Origin of the sequence: Synechococcus sp. WH 8109 (genome assembly GCF_000161795.2) — a bacterium.
GTDB lineage: Bacteria > Cyanobacteriota > Cyanobacteriia > PCC-6307 > Cyanobiaceae > Parasynechococcus.
In genome coordinates this window covers 790,417-806,818 of sequence record NZ_CP006882.1, presented here as the reverse complement: position 1 = coordinate 806,818, position 16,402 = coordinate 790,417, and the positions used below count along the sequence as shown (strand labels likewise).

At 60.2% G+C, this 16,402-nt stretch carries 17 protein-coding genes; 7 read left to right on the top strand and 10 right to left on the bottom strand.

Annotated elements, in window-relative coordinates:
- Positions 1-13 precede the first annotated feature (13 nt).
- Together Syncc8109_RS04325 and Syncc8109_RS04320 are read left to right on the top strand one after the other, a co-directional pair.
- On the top strand, positions 14-667 hold the full coding sequence (locus tag Syncc8109_RS04325; protein ID WP_025362211.1) for a TIGR03943 family protein: 654 nt from the start codon (positions 14-16) through the stop codon (positions 665-667).
- Positions 664-1,986 carry a hypothetical protein gene (locus Syncc8109_RS04320; RefSeq protein ID WP_006851353.1) on the top strand — a complete coding sequence of 441 codons (1,323 nt, stop codon included), beginning with the start codon at positions 664-666 and terminating at the stop codon, positions 1,984-1,986. Before Syncc8109_RS04325 ends, Syncc8109_RS04320 begins: the two co-directional genes overlap by 4 nt.
- A gap of 81 nt (positions 1,987-2,067) precedes the next feature.
- On the opposite strand, the gene Syncc8109_RS11630 is transcribed toward Syncc8109_RS04320, so the two are convergent.
- The gene (locus Syncc8109_RS11630; RefSeq protein WP_232202461.1) at positions 2,068-2,958 is read right to left on the bottom strand and encodes a hypothetical protein; all 891 of its coding nucleotides are present in this window, start codon (positions 2,956-2,958) and stop codon (positions 2,068-2,070) included.
- A gap of 95 nt (positions 2,959-3,053) precedes the next feature.
- On the bottom strand, positions 3,054-4,028 hold the full coding sequence (locus Syncc8109_RS11625) for a metal ABC transporter substrate-binding protein (protein WP_232202460.1): 975 nt from the start codon (positions 4,026-4,028) through the stop codon (positions 3,054-3,056).
- A 48-nt stretch (positions 4,029-4,076) separates the two neighbouring features.
- On the opposite strand from Syncc8109_RS11625, the gene Syncc8109_RS04315 reads away from it, so the two are divergent.
- Complete coding sequence (locus tag Syncc8109_RS04315) at positions 4,077-4,766, top strand: metal ABC transporter ATP-binding protein (protein ID WP_006849875.1); 690 nt, start codon at positions 4,077-4,079, stop codon at positions 4,764-4,766.
- Positions 4,759-5,553 (top strand): metal ABC transporter permease, encoded by a 795-nt coding sequence (locus tag Syncc8109_RS04310; RefSeq protein WP_006849647.1) that lies wholly within the window; start codon positions 4,759-4,761, stop codon positions 5,551-5,553. Before Syncc8109_RS04315 ends, Syncc8109_RS04310 begins: the two co-directional genes overlap by 8 nt.
- Before the next feature lie 14 nt (positions 5,554-5,567).
- On the opposite strand, the gene Syncc8109_RS12190 is transcribed toward Syncc8109_RS04310, so the two are convergent.
- From Syncc8109_RS12190 to Syncc8109_RS04290, 3 genes are all read right to left on the bottom strand, one after another.
- Complete coding sequence (locus tag Syncc8109_RS12190) at positions 5,568-5,774, bottom strand: hypothetical protein (RefSeq protein WP_232202459.1); 207 nt, start codon at positions 5,772-5,774, stop codon at positions 5,568-5,570.
- A gap of 624 nt (positions 5,775-6,398) precedes the next feature.
- Positions 6,399-7,502 carry a family 10 glycosylhydrolase gene (locus Syncc8109_RS04295; RefSeq protein WP_045172899.1) on the bottom strand — a complete coding sequence of 368 codons (1,104 nt, stop codon included), beginning with the start codon at positions 7,500-7,502 and terminating at the stop codon, positions 6,399-6,401.
- Positions 7,503-7,649: 147 nt separating this feature from the next.
- Positions 7,650-8,645: a ribose-phosphate pyrophosphokinase gene (locus Syncc8109_RS04290; RefSeq protein ID WP_025362210.1), complete on the bottom strand. Its 996-nt coding sequence runs from the start codon at positions 8,643-8,645 to the stop codon at positions 7,650-7,652.
- Positions 8,646-8,701: 56 nt separating this feature from the next.
- On the opposite strand from Syncc8109_RS04290, the gene Syncc8109_RS04285 reads away from it, so the two are divergent.
- Entirely contained in the window at positions 8,702-9,202 is a 501-nt protein-coding gene (locus Syncc8109_RS04285) for a hypothetical protein (RefSeq protein WP_006849588.1), read from the top strand.
- On the opposite strand, the gene Syncc8109_RS04280 is transcribed toward Syncc8109_RS04285, so the two are convergent.
- On the bottom strand, positions 9,199-10,131 hold the full coding sequence (locus Syncc8109_RS04280) for an LCP family protein (RefSeq protein WP_006850112.1): 933 nt from the start codon (positions 10,129-10,131) through the stop codon (positions 9,199-9,201). The two genes, Syncc8109_RS04285 and Syncc8109_RS04280, sit on opposite strands and share 4 nt — an antisense overlap.
- A 79-nt stretch (positions 10,132-10,210) precedes the next feature.
- On the opposite strand from Syncc8109_RS04280, the gene Syncc8109_RS04275 reads away from it, so the two are divergent.
- On the top strand, positions 10,211-11,239 hold the full coding sequence (locus Syncc8109_RS04275) for an NAD(P)-dependent oxidoreductase (protein ID WP_006851588.1): 1,029 nt from the start codon (positions 10,211-10,213) through the stop codon (positions 11,237-11,239).
- A 32-nt stretch (positions 11,240-11,271) separates the two neighbouring features.
- On the top strand, positions 11,272-12,840 hold the full coding sequence (gene malQ / locus Syncc8109_RS04270) for a 4-alpha-glucanotransferase (protein ID WP_006851315.1): 1,569 nt from the start codon (positions 11,272-11,274) through the stop codon (positions 12,838-12,840).
- Here malQ and Syncc8109_RS04265 read toward each other — a convergent pair.
- The 4 genes from Syncc8109_RS04265 to Syncc8109_RS04250 are packed head-to-tail and all read right to left on the bottom strand — an operon-like array spanning position 12,774 to position 16,300.
- The gene (locus tag Syncc8109_RS04265; RefSeq protein ID WP_025362209.1) at positions 12,774-13,694 is read right to left on the bottom strand and encodes a helix-turn-helix domain-containing protein; all 921 of its coding nucleotides are present in this window, start codon (positions 13,692-13,694) and stop codon (positions 12,774-12,776) included. The genes malQ and Syncc8109_RS04265 overlap by 67 nt on opposite strands.
- Positions 13,685-14,437: a pseudouridine synthase gene (locus Syncc8109_RS04260; protein ID WP_006850346.1), complete on the bottom strand. Its 753-nt coding sequence runs from the start codon at positions 14,435-14,437 to the stop codon at positions 13,685-13,687. Before Syncc8109_RS04260 ends, Syncc8109_RS04265 begins: the two co-directional genes overlap by 10 nt.
- Positions 14,434-15,564 (bottom strand): cell wall metabolism sensor histidine kinase WalK, encoded by a 1,131-nt coding sequence (locus Syncc8109_RS04255; protein ID WP_006851445.1) that lies wholly within the window; start codon positions 15,562-15,564, stop codon positions 14,434-14,436. The genes Syncc8109_RS04260 and Syncc8109_RS04255 overlap by 4 nt, the downstream gene beginning before the upstream one ends.
- Before the next feature lie 7 nt (positions 15,565-15,571).
- The gene (locus Syncc8109_RS04250) at positions 15,572-16,300 is read right to left on the bottom strand and encodes a response regulator transcription factor (RefSeq protein ID WP_006852042.1); all 729 of its coding nucleotides are present in this window, start codon (positions 16,298-16,300) and stop codon (positions 15,572-15,574) included.
- Between the last annotated feature and the right edge of the window lie 102 nt (positions 16,301-16,402).

Genomic DNA, 16,402 nt, shown 5'->3' with positions numbered 1-16,402 from the left:
GGGGCCGGTCGTGTTGAAGCGCGGAACACTGCTGCTGCTCTGGGGCCTGACGTTGTTGTGGAGCTTCCACAGCGGACGCCTCGATCTGCTGCTACGCGGTGTCTTCCATGGCCTGGTGGGGGTCACCGGCCTGGTCTTGCTGATGCTGGGCGTGGCCCTTCTGCTGAAAAAAGAGAAGCAAAACGAACGCTGGCACCGGCCCTGGCTGCTCAGCGGCGTGATGGCTGCGCTGGTGCTGGTCCTTCCGCCGAGTCCCTCCTTCAGCGATCTGGCCAGCAACCGCCCCCAGGGCCTGCCCGATCCACCGGAGTTGGCCTTTGTTCTGCCCCCCGAACAACGCAGCCTGACGGAATGGGTGCGCTGGCTGCGCAGCCAGCCCGATCCCGACCTTGTAGCCGGCAATCCTGTTCGCATCAGCGGTTTTGTCTGGAGGCAACCCCAGGGCCCACCGCTAATCGCCCGGCTCACAGTGCGCTGTTGCCTGGCCGACGCCACGCCCGCTGGCCTGGCCGTGGAGTGGCCGGAGTCGTTCATCCCCCAAACCAACCAGTGGTTGGCCATCGAGGGAACGATGAGCGTGCAGACGCGGAACGAACGACGCATCCCCGTCGTGATTCCTCAAAACATCACGCCGATTGCGAGGCCCGAGCGGCCCCTGGAACCATGACACGGCGGCCCTTGCTGCTGATGCTGATGGCCTGCGCCGCAGTTCTGGCGCAGCAACAACTGCTGTTGCGAAAGCCTCCGCGGCTGCTGCGCCTGGTGCCCCAGCAGGTGCAAAGCGGCAGCGCGGCCCTGGATCTGCAGTTCAGTCGCCCAATGGATCGGCCCCAGGTCAACGAGGCCACCAGAATCACCCCAGCCGTGCCCCATCAGTGGCTGGGGGAGACGACAGCACTGCGGATTGTGATCGATGCGGATGCCGTGCTCACGGCTCCGCTCGAGCTATCGATCGCAGGGGACGACCAACGCGGGCTGCAGCTGGGGCAGCAGCAATGGTGGTGGGATCCGAGACCCTGGCTGATCGCAACACGGCCTGTGCAGGAAGGCGAACAAGTTCAACTACAGACGCGATCGGGAGAGTGGATGCCGATCAGTCGGCTATGGCCCGCCATCCCCAGCGTCGTCCCCCTGGGAAATGGTCGGGGTATTGCCCTGGTGGGACGCGATCAGAACGGCACCGAACAGGTGTGGTGGGGCCAACTGACACCCCGCAGCACCGCCAACCGCCTGGCGGGCTTGGGGCCACCAACGCTGAGCCGCACGGAACCCCTGTTGAAAGGGGAGGTGCTCTTTGCCCATCTCAGCAGCAATCTCAATGGTGATCTGCTGATTCAGAGCGGTGGGTTCCAACCGGGCAGCGACCAGGCCCTTTTGCTGCAGGCCGATGGCAAACGCAAGGCTCTGGCACTGAAGCCCTCCGGGCCGATGCAGTTGCTGCCGGCTGGAGGGGGCGTGGTGATGCCCAACAGCAACGGCCTGAGCCTCCGGCCCCTGCAAGCAACCGAGCAAAAGCAACAGATGCTGCCGGGCAGCAGGGAGCTGGGGGCCTTCTGCGGTGCCTCAGGACGGGCCGTGCTGATCCGGCACTGGCCGGATTACAGGCGCTCAATCGAGCTAGTGATTCCAGGGCAGGCACCGAAGCAAGTGCACCTCGGTAATCAGGCGGTGCTGGGGGTGGCCTGCGACAACCGCGGAAAACGGATCTGGGCTGTTCTGGGGCGATGGGAGCAGCAACGGGGCAATCACGAACTGATGCTGATCAGCGACGCGGGAGAGGTGACACAACGCAGGGCCCTGGAACCGTGGACGCTCAAGGCGGGCAGCCCCATCCAGTGGAACCCAGTGACGAATCAATTGCTGATGACGCTGACGCGGCCTATGCAAACCCATGCCCGTGCCGGCCTGATCGATGGCGACAGCCTGAATCTCATCAAGGTGATCAACACACCCATTAGTGAAGCTCAGTGGCTTCATGCAGGCTGAGCAAAATACTTAACACCTTTAAAAATCAAACAATAAAAAGCCCCGCCAATAAATTGGCGGGGCATACTCAAAAACCTTAACTCACAACTTATATGTAATACCGGTTCCAACATGATGTTGATACCCACGACCCCATCCTTCCGTCTTATCCCAAGAATAAACTACTTTCCAGTGCGCAAAAAATTCAATATCTTCATTGACTGGTCGGGAGATGATGATCTCGCCTGCAAAGTCAGTACGGGAATCAAGATCGCTGGCATAGCTACCAGGAGTGTAATACCGAGGACCGGCTTCTACCTGGAAAGATGTTTCGCCGTAATTAAAACCAACTCCGAGACGAGGATCAGTGTAATTTCCAATAAAAACTCCATCCACACCCCAACCTTGCCGATGATCAACTGATACATATGCACCATCGATCAGGTCAGAGACAGAATCTCCAAGACCGAAGTCAACATCTCCATCGCCGAATGCATACTTAACCTTTGCACCCAACTCATTCTTAATACCCTTGGATTCAAATTTCTCCCATTCATTTTCCTCAGCATGGAATTCTAGTTCGTCACTTGTAACTAGATATGGGTTCCAATAAGCCTGCAAACTAAGTCTATCCGAATGCTTGTAATTAGCCTCCAGATAAGCCTTAAAATCAACCCTTGAGCGAGTCGGATGAGCCTCATGCTCTTCCTCACTATGATCCTCTGCGTGGATTTCACCGTAGAAGTGCTCTGCTCCACCTCTGACCAAAGCAGGTCCCACGAAAGCACTTAGAGAAAACTGCTTAGCATTACCAAGACCCCAAGCAAATTCGCCACCTATTAAAAAGTCGGCTGCAATGTGCTTTTCTGGAATTTCAAGATTATCATCAAATCCAACATGACCCTCAACGGTCAAAAGGGGAGTGAAATCAAATTCACCAGCTTCCAATTCTGTACCGCCTCCATGTGAACCATGTGCATAGGCTGGAGACATGGAAGCAAAGGGACTCAAAAGTAGAGCCAGGAGAAGAAGACGAGTACGGATCATGGAATAGAAAGAGTGGAAATGGAAGTTGAATAGAGAGATGGTCAACGAATAGAAGACCATTCAGCATTTAATGTATTGGCACTTGTGATATCGCAAGAACCACCCTGACCATTAACAATCGTGCAGGCATTCATAGTCGCAGTTGAAACAGCATTACGACCTGCAGCAATTCCTTCTCCGTAGAGCGGAGTTTTCGAGATAGGCAAACCAGTACTCTTGCTGATGCGCTTTAGGGTTTTATTCGGGGATGCAGCAGGAGAAAAGATTGTTTTTGCACCAGAAGACTTCACCTCCTCAGTAATTTTTTTGAGACTGGAGGGACGCAAGACTCCACCTGTTGTGTGGCTGTCCAACATCGCAATCTCCACAATTCCAAAGCGATCGGCGAGATGGCTGTAGGTCTTGTGATCGGTCACTATGACCCGCTGCGCCGAGGGCAAAGAACTGAACTGCTTTTCTTGCCATATCTGAAGAGCCTTGAATACAGCTACAGCCTTAGCTGTTCGTTGCCGCAAAGCCGAACGATCGCTGTCCTGCAAAAGAGGCTCTAAAGAACCAGAGACAACCCGAATCATCCCAGCAGAATGTGCAGGATCGTGCCAGATGTGAGGGTCACTACCGCGATACGACGGGAGGGCGATTTCACCCACAGCCACAACCATTCCTGGTGAATTGAGCTTGGTGGCAGAAGGTGTGAGCCCAAAACCGATATGGAAAATGAGATCGCTCTTTGCGATCACTGCACGGTCACTAGGCTTTAATCGATAGGAGTGTGGATCACCACCCGGGGGGATCAGACAAGTCACCGAAGCAGCATCTGCAGCCAAAGTCTTGGTGAGATCGCACAGCGTGCCGTCGACGGCAACCACCACAGGTTGAGCCGCATTGGCCGGAACAACGGAAGCGCCTATTGCCAGAGCAACACACACCCCTGCAGATTGAGCCAGGGAAGGACGCATGGCCAACCAAGTGAGAATGATTATCATTCTGTCGATCGCCAGATCGGTTGCCACCATGGGGTGTGCAAAACAACAAGAGGCCCAAGTCAGACCACCAAGGGGTTGATGAACGATTCGCTTTCTGTGCTGAGCACAACCGAACTGAGCTTCAGCTACGGGGGCCGCAACACCGTCGACAGAGTCAACCTGGAACTTCAAGCGGGAACTCTTACAGCGCTGGTAGGTCCCAACGGAGCCGGCAAGTCAACGCTGTTGCACTTGCTGGAGGGGCGACTGACACCCAGCCAGGGAACGGTCAACTCCAGCAAGCCAATTGGCCTTATGCCCCAGCGGGCAGCCATTGACTGGTCGTTTCCGATCACCGCTCGCGACATGGTTCAGCTGGGGGCGCCCAAAAAGGGCAAAGCCACAACAAAGAACCACTGCGAACAGCTGCTGGAACGCGTCGGCATGGGAGCCACTGGATCACGACGCCTCAACCAGCTCTCCGGCGGCCAGCAACAACGCGTTCTGCTGGCCAGAGCTTTGATGCAGCAGACCGAGATCCTGCTGCTGGACGAACCCTGCAGCGCAATCGATCCACCTACGCGAGACCATCTGCTCAAAGTGATGCGGGATCAGGCGGAAGCAGGCCAGACGCTGCTGGTGAGTAGCCACGATTGGGGCAGCGCCCTCGACAGCTACGACCAGGTTGTTGTTATGGACGGCCAGATCCTGGCCAACGGATCACCCAACAGCGTTCGCGAAAAATTAAGCGACCTGACTTGCATGATGGGGAGCCATTGCTGTGGTTGAACCCGATATCTGGTGGCTTCTACCACTGACGATTTCGTTATTGATCGGCGCCATCTGTCCAGCCACTGGAGCGTTGTTGATCACTCAACGCCGGGTGTTGCTGGCCAACCTGATGGCCCATTCCGTTCTGCCCGGCTTGGTGGTCGCCCTGGCCATCGGCATCGACCCAAGCATCGGCGGCCTAATCAGTGGACTGCTTGGCGCACTGGTGGCTGAAAGCCTGAACCGGCGCTTCAAGGACAGGGAAGTAGGCGCCATGAACACCGTTCTGGCCGGCTTCACGGCCCTGGGCGTGCTGTTGGTTCCCCTGCTGGACGCCCGGGTAGACCTGGAAACGATTCTGTTCGGCGACTTGCTTGCCGCCAACACAACAGATCTGCTGCGAACTGCTTTTGCAGCCGTAACCCTATTGGCGATGTTGATTTGGGGCTACCGCGACCTGGTTTTCGTTGGCATCGACCCTGAGGGGGCAGCCATCGCCAAACGACCGGTGCTCTTGATTCGGCTGATCTGCAGCCTGATCACCGCCCTGGTGGTGATCAGCGCCATCACTGCCGTGGGTGTGATTCTGGTGATTGGCCTGCTTTGCGCTCCGGTTCTGATGCACGTGGAAAACAGCCGAAGCCTGAAGGAGCTCATGCTCCGCAGCGCAAGCACGGGGCTGCTTCTGTGTGGTGGCGGAATGATGCTGGCGATTGCTGTTGACCTACCCCCGGGCCCGCTGATCGGAACATTGTGCTTGGCTCTTCTGTTCACTTACAGGACCAAGACCGCAGAGCAACAGTGATGGGGAAGCCTTTTTTATGGCTTTTGCTTCAGGAACATCCGATCAAGGCGGCGGCGCATTCTCCGCATCAAAGTGCGTTCCTGCTCCAGGCGGAAGGTGCGGCGAAAGGCAAAGAACAACACAGTTAGCGTTGAGGCCATCCCCAAGCTGAACAGGGCGATCAGGCTTGCATCGCGCATGGCTCCATTCACCCCGCTACTGAACAACGGCGAACCAACCACCAGCCAAAGCTGCAATCAAGCCGCATGCGACCGCTTGGAGCACAAATTGGCCTGAATCTTTCTTGTCCCAACGATCAATGGCCTTCGATGCCGTCACAAACGGTTCTTTGTTCCTGATCAACTTATCGATGTACTGCTCGATGAAGTGATCATCGAGATCGAGCCGCCGCAGCTTGGAACGAAGCTGGTTAAGTTCAAACTGATTCATTGCTCAAAATTCCGAAGTGTTGCAAACTATTCATCATTGGAGATATATTTTAAGAGGCCTAATATTTAATGATACAGTACCTTAGCGAGGCTGCTCCCTCAACGTGACCCTTCCGTAAAAAAAGATAACTGCGGTTAGCTGAATCGAACCCAAGCCGATCAATTAACAGCACATTGAACAAAACGTCTAAAAGCCTTTGGCACTGCTTCGTCGCTTCGGTTGCATCACCTCAATTATTTTTGGGCGTGTCTTACTGAAATACCAAACGTGTTGCGCTTCTTCGTAGCTCTCGACATCCTTGAACGACCCATCACACAACCAAACGCGGTAGTGGTGACGTTCATAGGGTTTGGAACTTGTTTCGGTGAACTGTTTCATGAAGCTAAATAAAGATCGTGACGAGTCAGGCCTGCTGGTCAATCAGATCCAATCCTGGTGAATGCAGCGCGACGAGGATCTCGATACCGCTCCGCCACATGCTTGCCCCATAACCCTTCCCAGTAGAAGAAAATCACGCCATGACCGCGTTGGCGTGCCAGGCGGACCTTTTGCTCCAGAACGGCCATCGAGGTGGTGCGTTTGCCGAATCCCGCCAACACGCCAATCTGCGTGGGGATGCCCCAGCTGCGGGCTTTGCGCAGCGCCGGCTGATCCAGGTCTTTGGCAAATCCTCGAACCGAATAGGCATAGTTCTGAACCACCAACTCTTCAATCAGCCCGCCCAAAGACCAGAGCTCCCAGTCCTGCAGCCAGAGGTTGTAGGCCGAACGGAAGGGGCCAGGAGACAGGCTGATTTTTGTGGAGAGGCGCTCCTGCTTGAGACGTTGCCGTAGCTCACGCAAGAGAGAGGTGAGTTGATTGCGGCGCCATTTCATCCACTGCCGATTGCTGTGATCCCGAGGAGGTGCCAGTCCCGTTTCCTGCCGGTACAGAGCCACGGTCGTGGGGTCATAACCGAACTGCACCGGCCAGGCGAAGTGGTCGTCCAGTTGAAGGCCATCCATCGGACAGCGCTTCAAGGTTTCCACCACCAAGCCGATGAAGCGGGCACGAACCTCCGGATGGGCTGGATTGAGCCAGGCCATCCGATGGTTGCCATGCATCGCCATCCAACGCTGGCCATTGGCTTTGGCCAACACCCAGCTTGGGTTGTTGCTCACAACGGAAGAATCGGCCGGCTCCATCAGGCCGTACTCAAACCAGGGCATCACCTTGATGCCGCGGCGCCGACCTTCCGCCGCAAGGGTGCAAATGGGATCAAGAGCAATCCCAGCCTTCTGCAGCGGCGGCTCCACTGGAGCGAAGCGGCTGCGATGAAACGTGGTGCCGCGGCTCCAGACGTTGGGCACAACGCGATTGAACCCCGCATCCTGCAGCTGCTTCATTGCAGTGCTGATGAGCTTCCGGTCGTAATAGAGCTGACTGGGGCTATTGGTCAGCCACACCCCCATGATGCTGCGGTTTCGGAGCAAACGGTCCAGTCGGGACTCGGCCATCAGAGGTGACGGAAGCCACGCCATCAGACTGGCCAGAGCGACACCAAACTGAGGCCTCCACCGCTGAGCCAACGCCGTTGCAGCACCGGGCTTCAAGGATGGCGCGGATCAACCGTGATCAAGCCGAACCAAGCCCGCTCATCCAACAGTCCATGGCCCGCAAGCCAACGATCAGCGGAACATCGAGCTCACGGAGCTCTCTTCGTGGATGCGCCAGATGGCTTCGCCCAGCATGTTGGCTACGGAGAGCACCTTCAGCTGAGGGAAGACCCGATCCTGCGGAATCGGAATGCTGTTGGTCACCACCACCTGCTCAAACAGGCCTTCAACGGACAGACGTTCGCTGGCGGGGGGAGAGAAGACGGCATGGGTGGCGCAGGCCAGCACCCGCTTGGCCCCTTGCTCCCGCAGCAACCGTGCCCCCGCACAGATCGTGCCGCCGGTGTCGATCATGTCGTCGATCAGGATCGCAGTCCGCCCCGCCACATCACCAATCACAGTGAGGCTTTCGGCCATGTTGTGGCCGGTACGGCGCTTGTCGATGATCGCCAGCGGAGCATCATTCATCTGCTTGGCAAAGGCCCGGGCCCGCGCCACGCCCCCAACGTCAGGAGACACCACAACCACATCTCCCAGATCCTGCGTGGTGAGGTAATCAACCAGCACGGGAGATCCGTAGATGTGATCGCAGGGAATATCGAAATAACCCTGAATCTGGGCTGAGTGAAGGTCCATCGCCAGCACGCGATCAACGCCCGACGTCACCAGCAGGTTGGCCGTGAGCTTGGCGGTGATCGATTCACGACCAGCGGTCTTGCGGTCGGCTCGGGCGTAGCCGTAGTAAGGCACAACGGCGGTGATCTGCCGTGCGGAAGCCCGTCTGCAGGCGTCCACCATGATCAGCAGCTCCATCAGGTGGTCGTTCACCGGTGCGCAGGTGGGCTGTATCAGGAACACATCGCAGCCACGGATCGACTCCTGGATCTGCACGTAGAGCTCACCGTCGGCAAAACGCTTGCAGACGCGAGGACCATCTGGGACTCCAAGATAGGCGGAAATCTCCTTGGCCAGAGCGGGATTCGAGGTACCGCTGAACAGACGCAGACGGCGACTGTCAGGTGTCATCTGCTCCTGTTCGGCACGGGCTGCTGTCAGGAAACTTGTCACGGCGCCCGCGGAACGAATTCTGCTGTAATCCGATGGTAGAGGTGAGCAGTGCCCCCATGTCCACAGGTTTCCCACTGCTGGTGGGTGCGGGTCCGCTTCCTGAGCTCAAAATGCGTCAGGCCTGCGAAGCCCTGGCACGGGCTTGCCGATGCCCTCTCACCACGGTGGCCAGTGGTGCACCACCAGCTGAGGTACTGCAGACCAACCCGGCGGCAACAGGGCTGGTGCGGCTCAGCGGCGACGCAGCCCGGCCGACCCCGCAGGGTGATATCAGCTGGCTCCAAGCCCTGGCCGACTGGCGTCAGCCGGTGCTGCTGCTGACCACTGCAGAACAGGACGGTTCAATCTCTGGCGCCGCCGCGGCCTACGCAGCGCTCTGCCGGGAACTGCAGGTGCCGCTGCTCGGCCTGGTGCAGCTCCAGGGCCCCTGGAACGGCCCAGCGCGACGCCGGGACGGCCTCAGCTGGCTGGGCTGGATTCCCGATGAACAGCATCCGGATCAGACGGAATGCGTCGACGCCCTTGCCCGGAGGCTGCAACTCCGCAGCCCCGCCTAGCGCTGGGGCCACAGGGGAAGGCTGACGCCGGCGTCGATCTGGCGCAAGGTCTGCTCACCGGCCCGCTCGGCCAGGGGGAGGCGGCTGATCCGTACGGGTTCAGGGCTAGCGATGATCGCCGCGGCCAGGCTCAACTGCTCCGAACGACTGAGGTTGGTCTCCACCTCAGTGTTCAGTTGGTTCACCAAACCAGGGATCACTTCGATGCCACTGGGGGCCTGTACCTTTTCGATGAGCCCCTCAACAAGGATGTTTTGGCGCTGGCGACGCTGGGGGACAGCCTTGGGATCGGGCAGATGGCGCACCAGCTGTTCCGCCTGGGCACCGTTGAGACGCTGTCGTCCGGCCTGGAGCATGACGGTGTAGTTCTGCGTCTTGTCCTGGCGTTTGTAGGAGTCGCTCAACACCACCTCCACCTCGCCCAGACCATCCACCAGGCGGCGTAGGGCGGCACGGGGCATCACCACATAGCGCTTCGGATCACCCTGCTGAAGACCAACAATGTCGCGGATGGCATCGCTGAGGAGACTGACGCCACCCCGTCGCCACAACTGCGCCAAGCGACCCGGATTCTCTTCACCAGGGAGTTGAACACCGAGCTCCGTGGGGATCTGGAGCACCTGAAGCGGCTCCTGGGCGGCAATGCGAAGCAGCAGCAGCGCATCGGCATTGGGAGGGCCCTTGGGCGCGGCCTGATTGGAGGCGGCACCCAGCCGATCCGCATCAACACCGATCACCAACACCGTAACCGGGACCTCCGGGAAGGGGGCCAGAGTTTCAGGTTGATTAGCACTTAGCGGAGCGCCCGCGGCAACACGATCGGGTTTTGGCCAGAGGGTTGCCATCAACCACCCGGTCACACCAATCCCCATCACGGCAGCACTTACACACAGCGCACCACGAACTCGGGGTGGCGACAACCAGTTCATTTCGCTGGACGAACCGCAACGGCGCTTAGTTTCGCCCAGATCTCCAGTTCCTAGCCTGGGCCCCGTGAAGCCGTCATCGATGTCCCTCCGCCACGACTACCGCAGCCGACCACCCGAACAGGTGCGCGTGGTGGTGTTCGGAGCCACGGGCTACATCGGCCGCTTTGTGGTGAAAGAACTGGTGGAACGGGGCTACCAGGTGATCGCCTTCGCCCGCGAGCGCAGCGGCATCGGTGGTTGCCAGAGCAGGGACGAGGTGATCGCCGATTTCCCTGGAGCTGAGGTGCGCTTCGGGGATGTCACCGATCCAGCCTCGATCGCAGCCGAGGCATTCGATCAACCCACGGATGTGGTGGTGAGTTGCCTGGCGTCCCGCACCGGCGGCCGCAAGGATTCCTGGGCGATTGACTACGCAGCCACCCTCAACACCTATGAGCAGGGACGGGCGGCCGGGGTGGCCCATTACGTGCTGCTCTCGGCCATCTGTGTGCAGAAACCGCTGCTGGAATTTCAGAAGGCGAAGCTGGCCTTCGAAGCCGTGTTGCAGGCGGATGAGGCGATGAGCCACTCCATCGTTCGCCCCACCGCCTTTTTCAAAAGCCTGGGCGGACAGGTGGAAAGCTGCCGCAAGGGCGGCCCCTACGTAATGTTTGGAGGTGGAACCCTGGCCAGCTGCAAGCCGATCAGCGAAGACGATCTGGCCCGATTCATGGCGGACTGCATCCATGACGAGTCCAAACGCAACCAGGTGCTGCCCATTGGGGGGCCAGGTCCGGCACTGAGCGCCCGTGAGCAGGGAGAGATGCTCTTCCGGGCTTTGAACAAACCCGAACGGATGCTCTCGGTGCCAATTGCCCTCATGGATGCGCCGATCGCCTTGTTGGACGCCCTGGCTCAACTGTTCCCAGGAATCAACGACACGGCGGAATTTGGTCGAATCGGCCGCTACTACGCCAGCGAATCGATGCTCGTTTGGGACGAGCAGAAGGAGTGCTACGACGCGGATGCAACTCCGTCCTATGGAACCGACACGCTGGAGCAGTTCTTTGAGCGCGTGGCCCGGGAGGGCATGGCCGGGCAAGATCTGGGGGATGCGGCGCTGTTCTGAAGCCGCCATCCTTGGGTTACCAAGGCCCCCCCATGGATCAGTCCACCGTTGACCCGGCGAAGGCCGGGAGGGGGCGCAGCACCGGGGTGCTGCTGCATCCCACCACCCTGCCGGGCAGCCCCGTCTGCGGCAGCTTTGGAGAGCCCTGCCGCCGTTGGCTCCAGCTGCTGGCCGATCACGATATCGGCGTCTGGCAGATGCTGCCCCTGGCCCCGCCGGATCCCACAGGCTCGCCCTACAGCTCTCCCTCCTGCAATGCCCTGAACCCCTGGTTCCTCGACGGCCAGGACCTGGCCAACGAGGGGTTCATCGACGCTGACAGCCTCAGGAGCGCGCCAGGAGCTAATGCACCGCTGGAGGGTGCGGAGCGTGTGGAGTTCAACCTGGCCCAGCAACGGGCCAGTGCCCTAGGGGATGCCCTGCTTGACGCCTGGCCTGAGCAGGATCCAGTGCGACATGCCGCCTTCAAGCGCTGGGCACAACGGCAGCGCAGCTGGCTGCAGGAACATGCCCGTTTCCAGGTTCTGCACGATCAACACAAGACCGCTTGGTGGGAGTGGCCTCTGCCGCTGGCCCGGCATGACAACAAAGCCCTCAAGGCCTGGGCGAAGCAACACAAGGTCGCGTTGCTGCGGGAACAGCTGATCCAATGGCAACTCGACCGGCAGTGGCAGGCGATCCGCCACCAGGCGACCAACCTGGGCATCCAGCTGTTTGGCGATCTGCCCTTCTATGTGAGCAGTGACAGCACCGATGTCTGGAGCAACCGTTCGCTCTTCACCGTCAAGGAGAACGGCCAGCTCACCACCCAGAGCGGTGTTCCGCCCGATTACTTCTCGGTAACCGGACAGCTGTGGGGCTCACCGGTATACCGCTGGGGACAGCATCGGATCACGCGCTTCCGCTGGTGGCGGCAAAGAATTGCACGCCAGCGGGAGATGGTGGATCTGCTGCGCCTGGATCACTTCCGGGCCCTTGCGGCCTTCTGGGCTGTCCCCGGTGGTGACAGCACCGCAGAGAACGGACAGTGGCAACCCTCCCCGGGTCACGCCCTGCTGCGCCAACTGCGCAGGGATGCCGGTGGCTCCCTCCCCTTGATTGCCGAGGATCTCGGCGTGATCACACAGGATGTGGAGAAACTCCGCGACGCCTTCCGGTTGCCGGGCATGAAAGTGCTGCAGTTCGCGTTCGACGGCGCATCCGACAACCCCTATCTGCCAGAAAACACTAATGGGCATCGCTGGGTCGTCTACACCGGCACCCACGACAACCCCACAACGCTGGGCTGGTGGAACGCGTTGGATGCTGACAGCCGGGGCCGCATCGCCACGCGGGTGAATGGTGAGATCAGTGCCCCGGCCTGGCATCTGCTCGACATGGCCTTTGCCACAACCGCAGGCCTGGTGATCGCCCCATTGCAGGACCTGATGCACCTCGACGACCGGGCCAGGTTCAACACCCCCGGCACCTGCGAAGGCAACTGGAGCTGGAGGCTTGGCAGCTTCGATACCGCGCTGAGGAATGCCTTGGGCGGCTACGGAAGCAGGGGAGCGGTCTGGGGACGGTCGCTCTCGGGAGCAGGCAATTTGTTAACCCGATAGATCCCCGGCCGCTCTTGATCCACAAGCAGAGGCTCTCCATTCCAGAGCACCTGATCCTCAGCACCAGCCGGGGGGTCCAGGCGCACCTCGATCGGGGCCTGCAACTGCAGAGCCAGCGTGCCGGCGCTCGTTGCGAATTGAACCCGATCTCCCCCACCGCTGGAGAGCTGCAGCTCTCTTGGCTCAGCCACAACAACCTCCAGCACCCCCTGGGACTGCGGCAGGGCACCCCGCACCAGATCAAGCCACTGCTGAGGCGTGCGTTTCTGAACCTGTTCCAGGGGGCGCAGGGCCGCGATGCCTTCGTCTGAACCCACCGGGTTCGAGCCACGGGTGATCGCCTCCACATCAGCACGCACGGGCTCGAGGCTGAGGCTGTTGCGGAGTGCCAGGTCCTGTTGTTGACGGTTGATGGCCAGCAGGCTGATGGCGATCACCGCGGCGTAAACGACCGTTCCCTGCCAGGTAGTGAACACATCGATGTTGCCCAGGGTGAAGCGACCCAGACCCGCTTTGGCGGGTCCGCGGCGCATCAACACCGGCGGGGGAAGCAGGGGGTCGAGGCATCCACCGGGCAGGGCCAGGCGACGCTCGATCTGAGGAAGCATCGAACCGAGATAGGCCCGCTCGGGCAGGCGATCACGCCAGCCCCGCTCCAGGGCCTCGATCACTGGGGTGGTGATCCGGGTCTCATTGGCCAGATCACGAAGCGAGAGGCCCAGCTCCTCGCGGCGCCGTCGCAGCAGCAGTCCCAGATCCTGACGTTGCTGCTCCTGGGCCTCAACCGTTCCGGCATCAGGGCTGGAGCCCTTGCACGGACGTCGCCACCAAAGTCCTGGACGCTTTAGACGCATGGGCTGTTGGGCCAATCCATCGGGTCAGCCCGCTCGAGCAAGGGCTCCCATTCTCCCTCGCTCAACCAGATCCAGCACCCCTCGGCCAGATCACCGAGCGGCAACCCAGCTATGGCCGTGCGCTGCAGGTCCAGCACCGGATGGCCCAGGGCTTCTGCCATTCGGCGGATCTGTCGGTTGCGCCCTTCCCGCAGCTCAATCTCCAGTAGCGAGCGGTCACCCCAGGTCCGCAACCGGCGAACCCGAGCGGGGCGGGTCAAGCACCCATCCAGGGGCAGACCCCGACGCCAGCGATCGAGGACCGGCTCCGGTGGCACACCCTTCACCCACACCCGGTAAGTCTTGGCGTGGCTGTAACGGGGGTGGGTGAGTTTCAAGGTGAGCTCACCCAGATCGGTGAGCAGAAGCGCGCCATGGCTGTCGGCATCCAGACGTCCAACGGGGTGAAGACCAGCCCGATGCTCCGGGGGCAGCAGGTCAAGCACCGTGCGGCGACCCTGCGGGTCATCGCAGCTGCAGATCACACCCACCGGCTTGTTCATCAACAGCACCCGCGCGACACCACGAGACGGCAATGGCTGACCATCCACATGAATCGTCTGCTGCTGCGGATCGGCCTGGTCGCCAACGCTGGCGACCAGGCCGTCTACCGTCACGCGGCCGGCCTGCAGCCATTCCTCAGCCCGGCGCCTAGAGCAGAGGCCGGCAGCAGCGATCAGTTTCTGCAGGCGCTGGCGCGTCATTGCAGGGGCTCCCGGGGCAGGAGCAAATCCATGCAGGCACCACCGGCGGGATGGTTGCGGGCTTCAGTGCGGCCGCCATGGTTGACGGCGATCTGCTGCACGATGGCTAGTCCCAGGCCACTGCCGCTGCGATTGGAGCGGGTGCGGGAGGGATCCCCCCGATAGAAGCGTTGAAACATGCGCGTGAGATCGGCCTCACTCAAGCCAGGGCCATGGTCACGAATGCTGAGCAACCACCAGCCGCCGCTCTGGCGCACGGACACTTCGATGCTGCTCTCATCAGGGGAGTAGCGCAGGGCATTGTCGAGAAGGTTGAGCACCGCACGGTGCAATCGAAGCTGGTCACCATTCAGGGGGCCGGATTCGCTGCGATCCAGCTGCAGCGTCACCCGCCGTTCCTCCGCGATCGGGCTAATGGATCCCCAGGCGCTGTCCACCAGATCCTCCAGGGTGAGGGGCACATGCTCGCTGTCGTCATGAGGCAGACTGTTCTCCAACCGCGACAGCTCCAGCAAGTCTTCCACCAGCAGCTGAAGACGCCGGAGTTCCTTTTGCAGCCGTTGCACCAGAGCCGCGTCGTGTTCCTTGACGGCCAGTTCCAGCCGATCGCTCACCAGCATCAGGGCGGTGAGGGGGGTCTTGAGCTCATGGGCCACATCACTCACCCAGCGTTCCTGTTGCTGCTGCTGGGCTTCGAGGGACTGACGGCTCTGGATCAGCACCAGCCAGCATTCGTCACTGCCCGGCAGAACAACCGCCTCCAGCGGGGTCCCCTGTTGATCCCATTCACATCGTTGGGAACGCAGCTGATAGGGGGTGCTGAAGATCAACTCCTCCAAAACAGGAATATCGAGGACATCCCGGAGCTTCATGCCACGAACCAGGCGATTGGAGGGGATGCGCAGCAGCCGTTCGGCCCGGTCGTTGATGTAAGCGATGGAGTGGTCCGGGGCCAGGATCATCCAGCCCTGGGTGGCCGCATCAATCCAGGCCAGCAGCTGGGGAGCGTTTAAGACGATGGAGCGCTCCTTGGGCTTTCGCTTGGACGCCAGAACATGGCGTCGACGCTGCAGCAGAAGCGTGATCCCGATGCCAGCTGCAAAGCCGAGTGCGGCAGAGATCACCACAACGCCCTCAGCCGAAGCGATACCCGAAACCGCGAACCGTAAGGATCAACTGAGGCGATGAAGGCTCCTGCTCAACCTTTTCCCGCAGCCAGCGGATGTGAACATCCACGGTTTTGGTGTCACCGATGAAGTCAACACCCCAGATTTTCTCCAGCAGCTGATCGCGACTCCAGACGCGCTTGGGGTTCTGAATGAACAGCTCGAGGATCTTGTATTCCTTGGGGGAAAGGGTCAGATCCATGCCATCCCTGGTGACCCTGCATTCACTGGGAAACAGGCACAGGTTGGCGTGAGTGAAGGAATGCGGTTGAGGGGCCGACGTCTCCGATTGACTAGATCGCCGCAGCAAAGCCCTACAACGTGCCACCAGCTCGCGCAGCCCAAAGGGTTTGACCAGGTAATCGTCGGCGCCCACCTCCAGCCCGAGCACCCGATCGGTCTCACTGTCACGGGCACTGATCACCAGGATCGGGGTGGTGTTGTTGATGCGACGGAGCTCGCGGCAAAGGTCAAGCCCTCCCAAGCCCGGGAGCATCAGATCGAGCACGATCAGATCCACCGGATCTGAAGTTTCAGCGGTGATCAGATTGAGGGCTGAAGCGCCATCGGCGCAAGTTTGGACCTCGAAACCTTCCGCGCGCAGTACCTCTCCGACTGTTTCCCGGATGCTGTCGTCGTCTTCAACCACGAGGAGACTACGGGTGGAGATAGCCGCAGACAGGGTTGTCACATCCATATGGCGGGAGCAAATCCATTCTGCCCGGGGTCGCATACCGACTAAGCAGATCAGCGGCTTCGCTTAAGGGCCCAGATCACTGATGAAGAGGCCAGGCAAAAC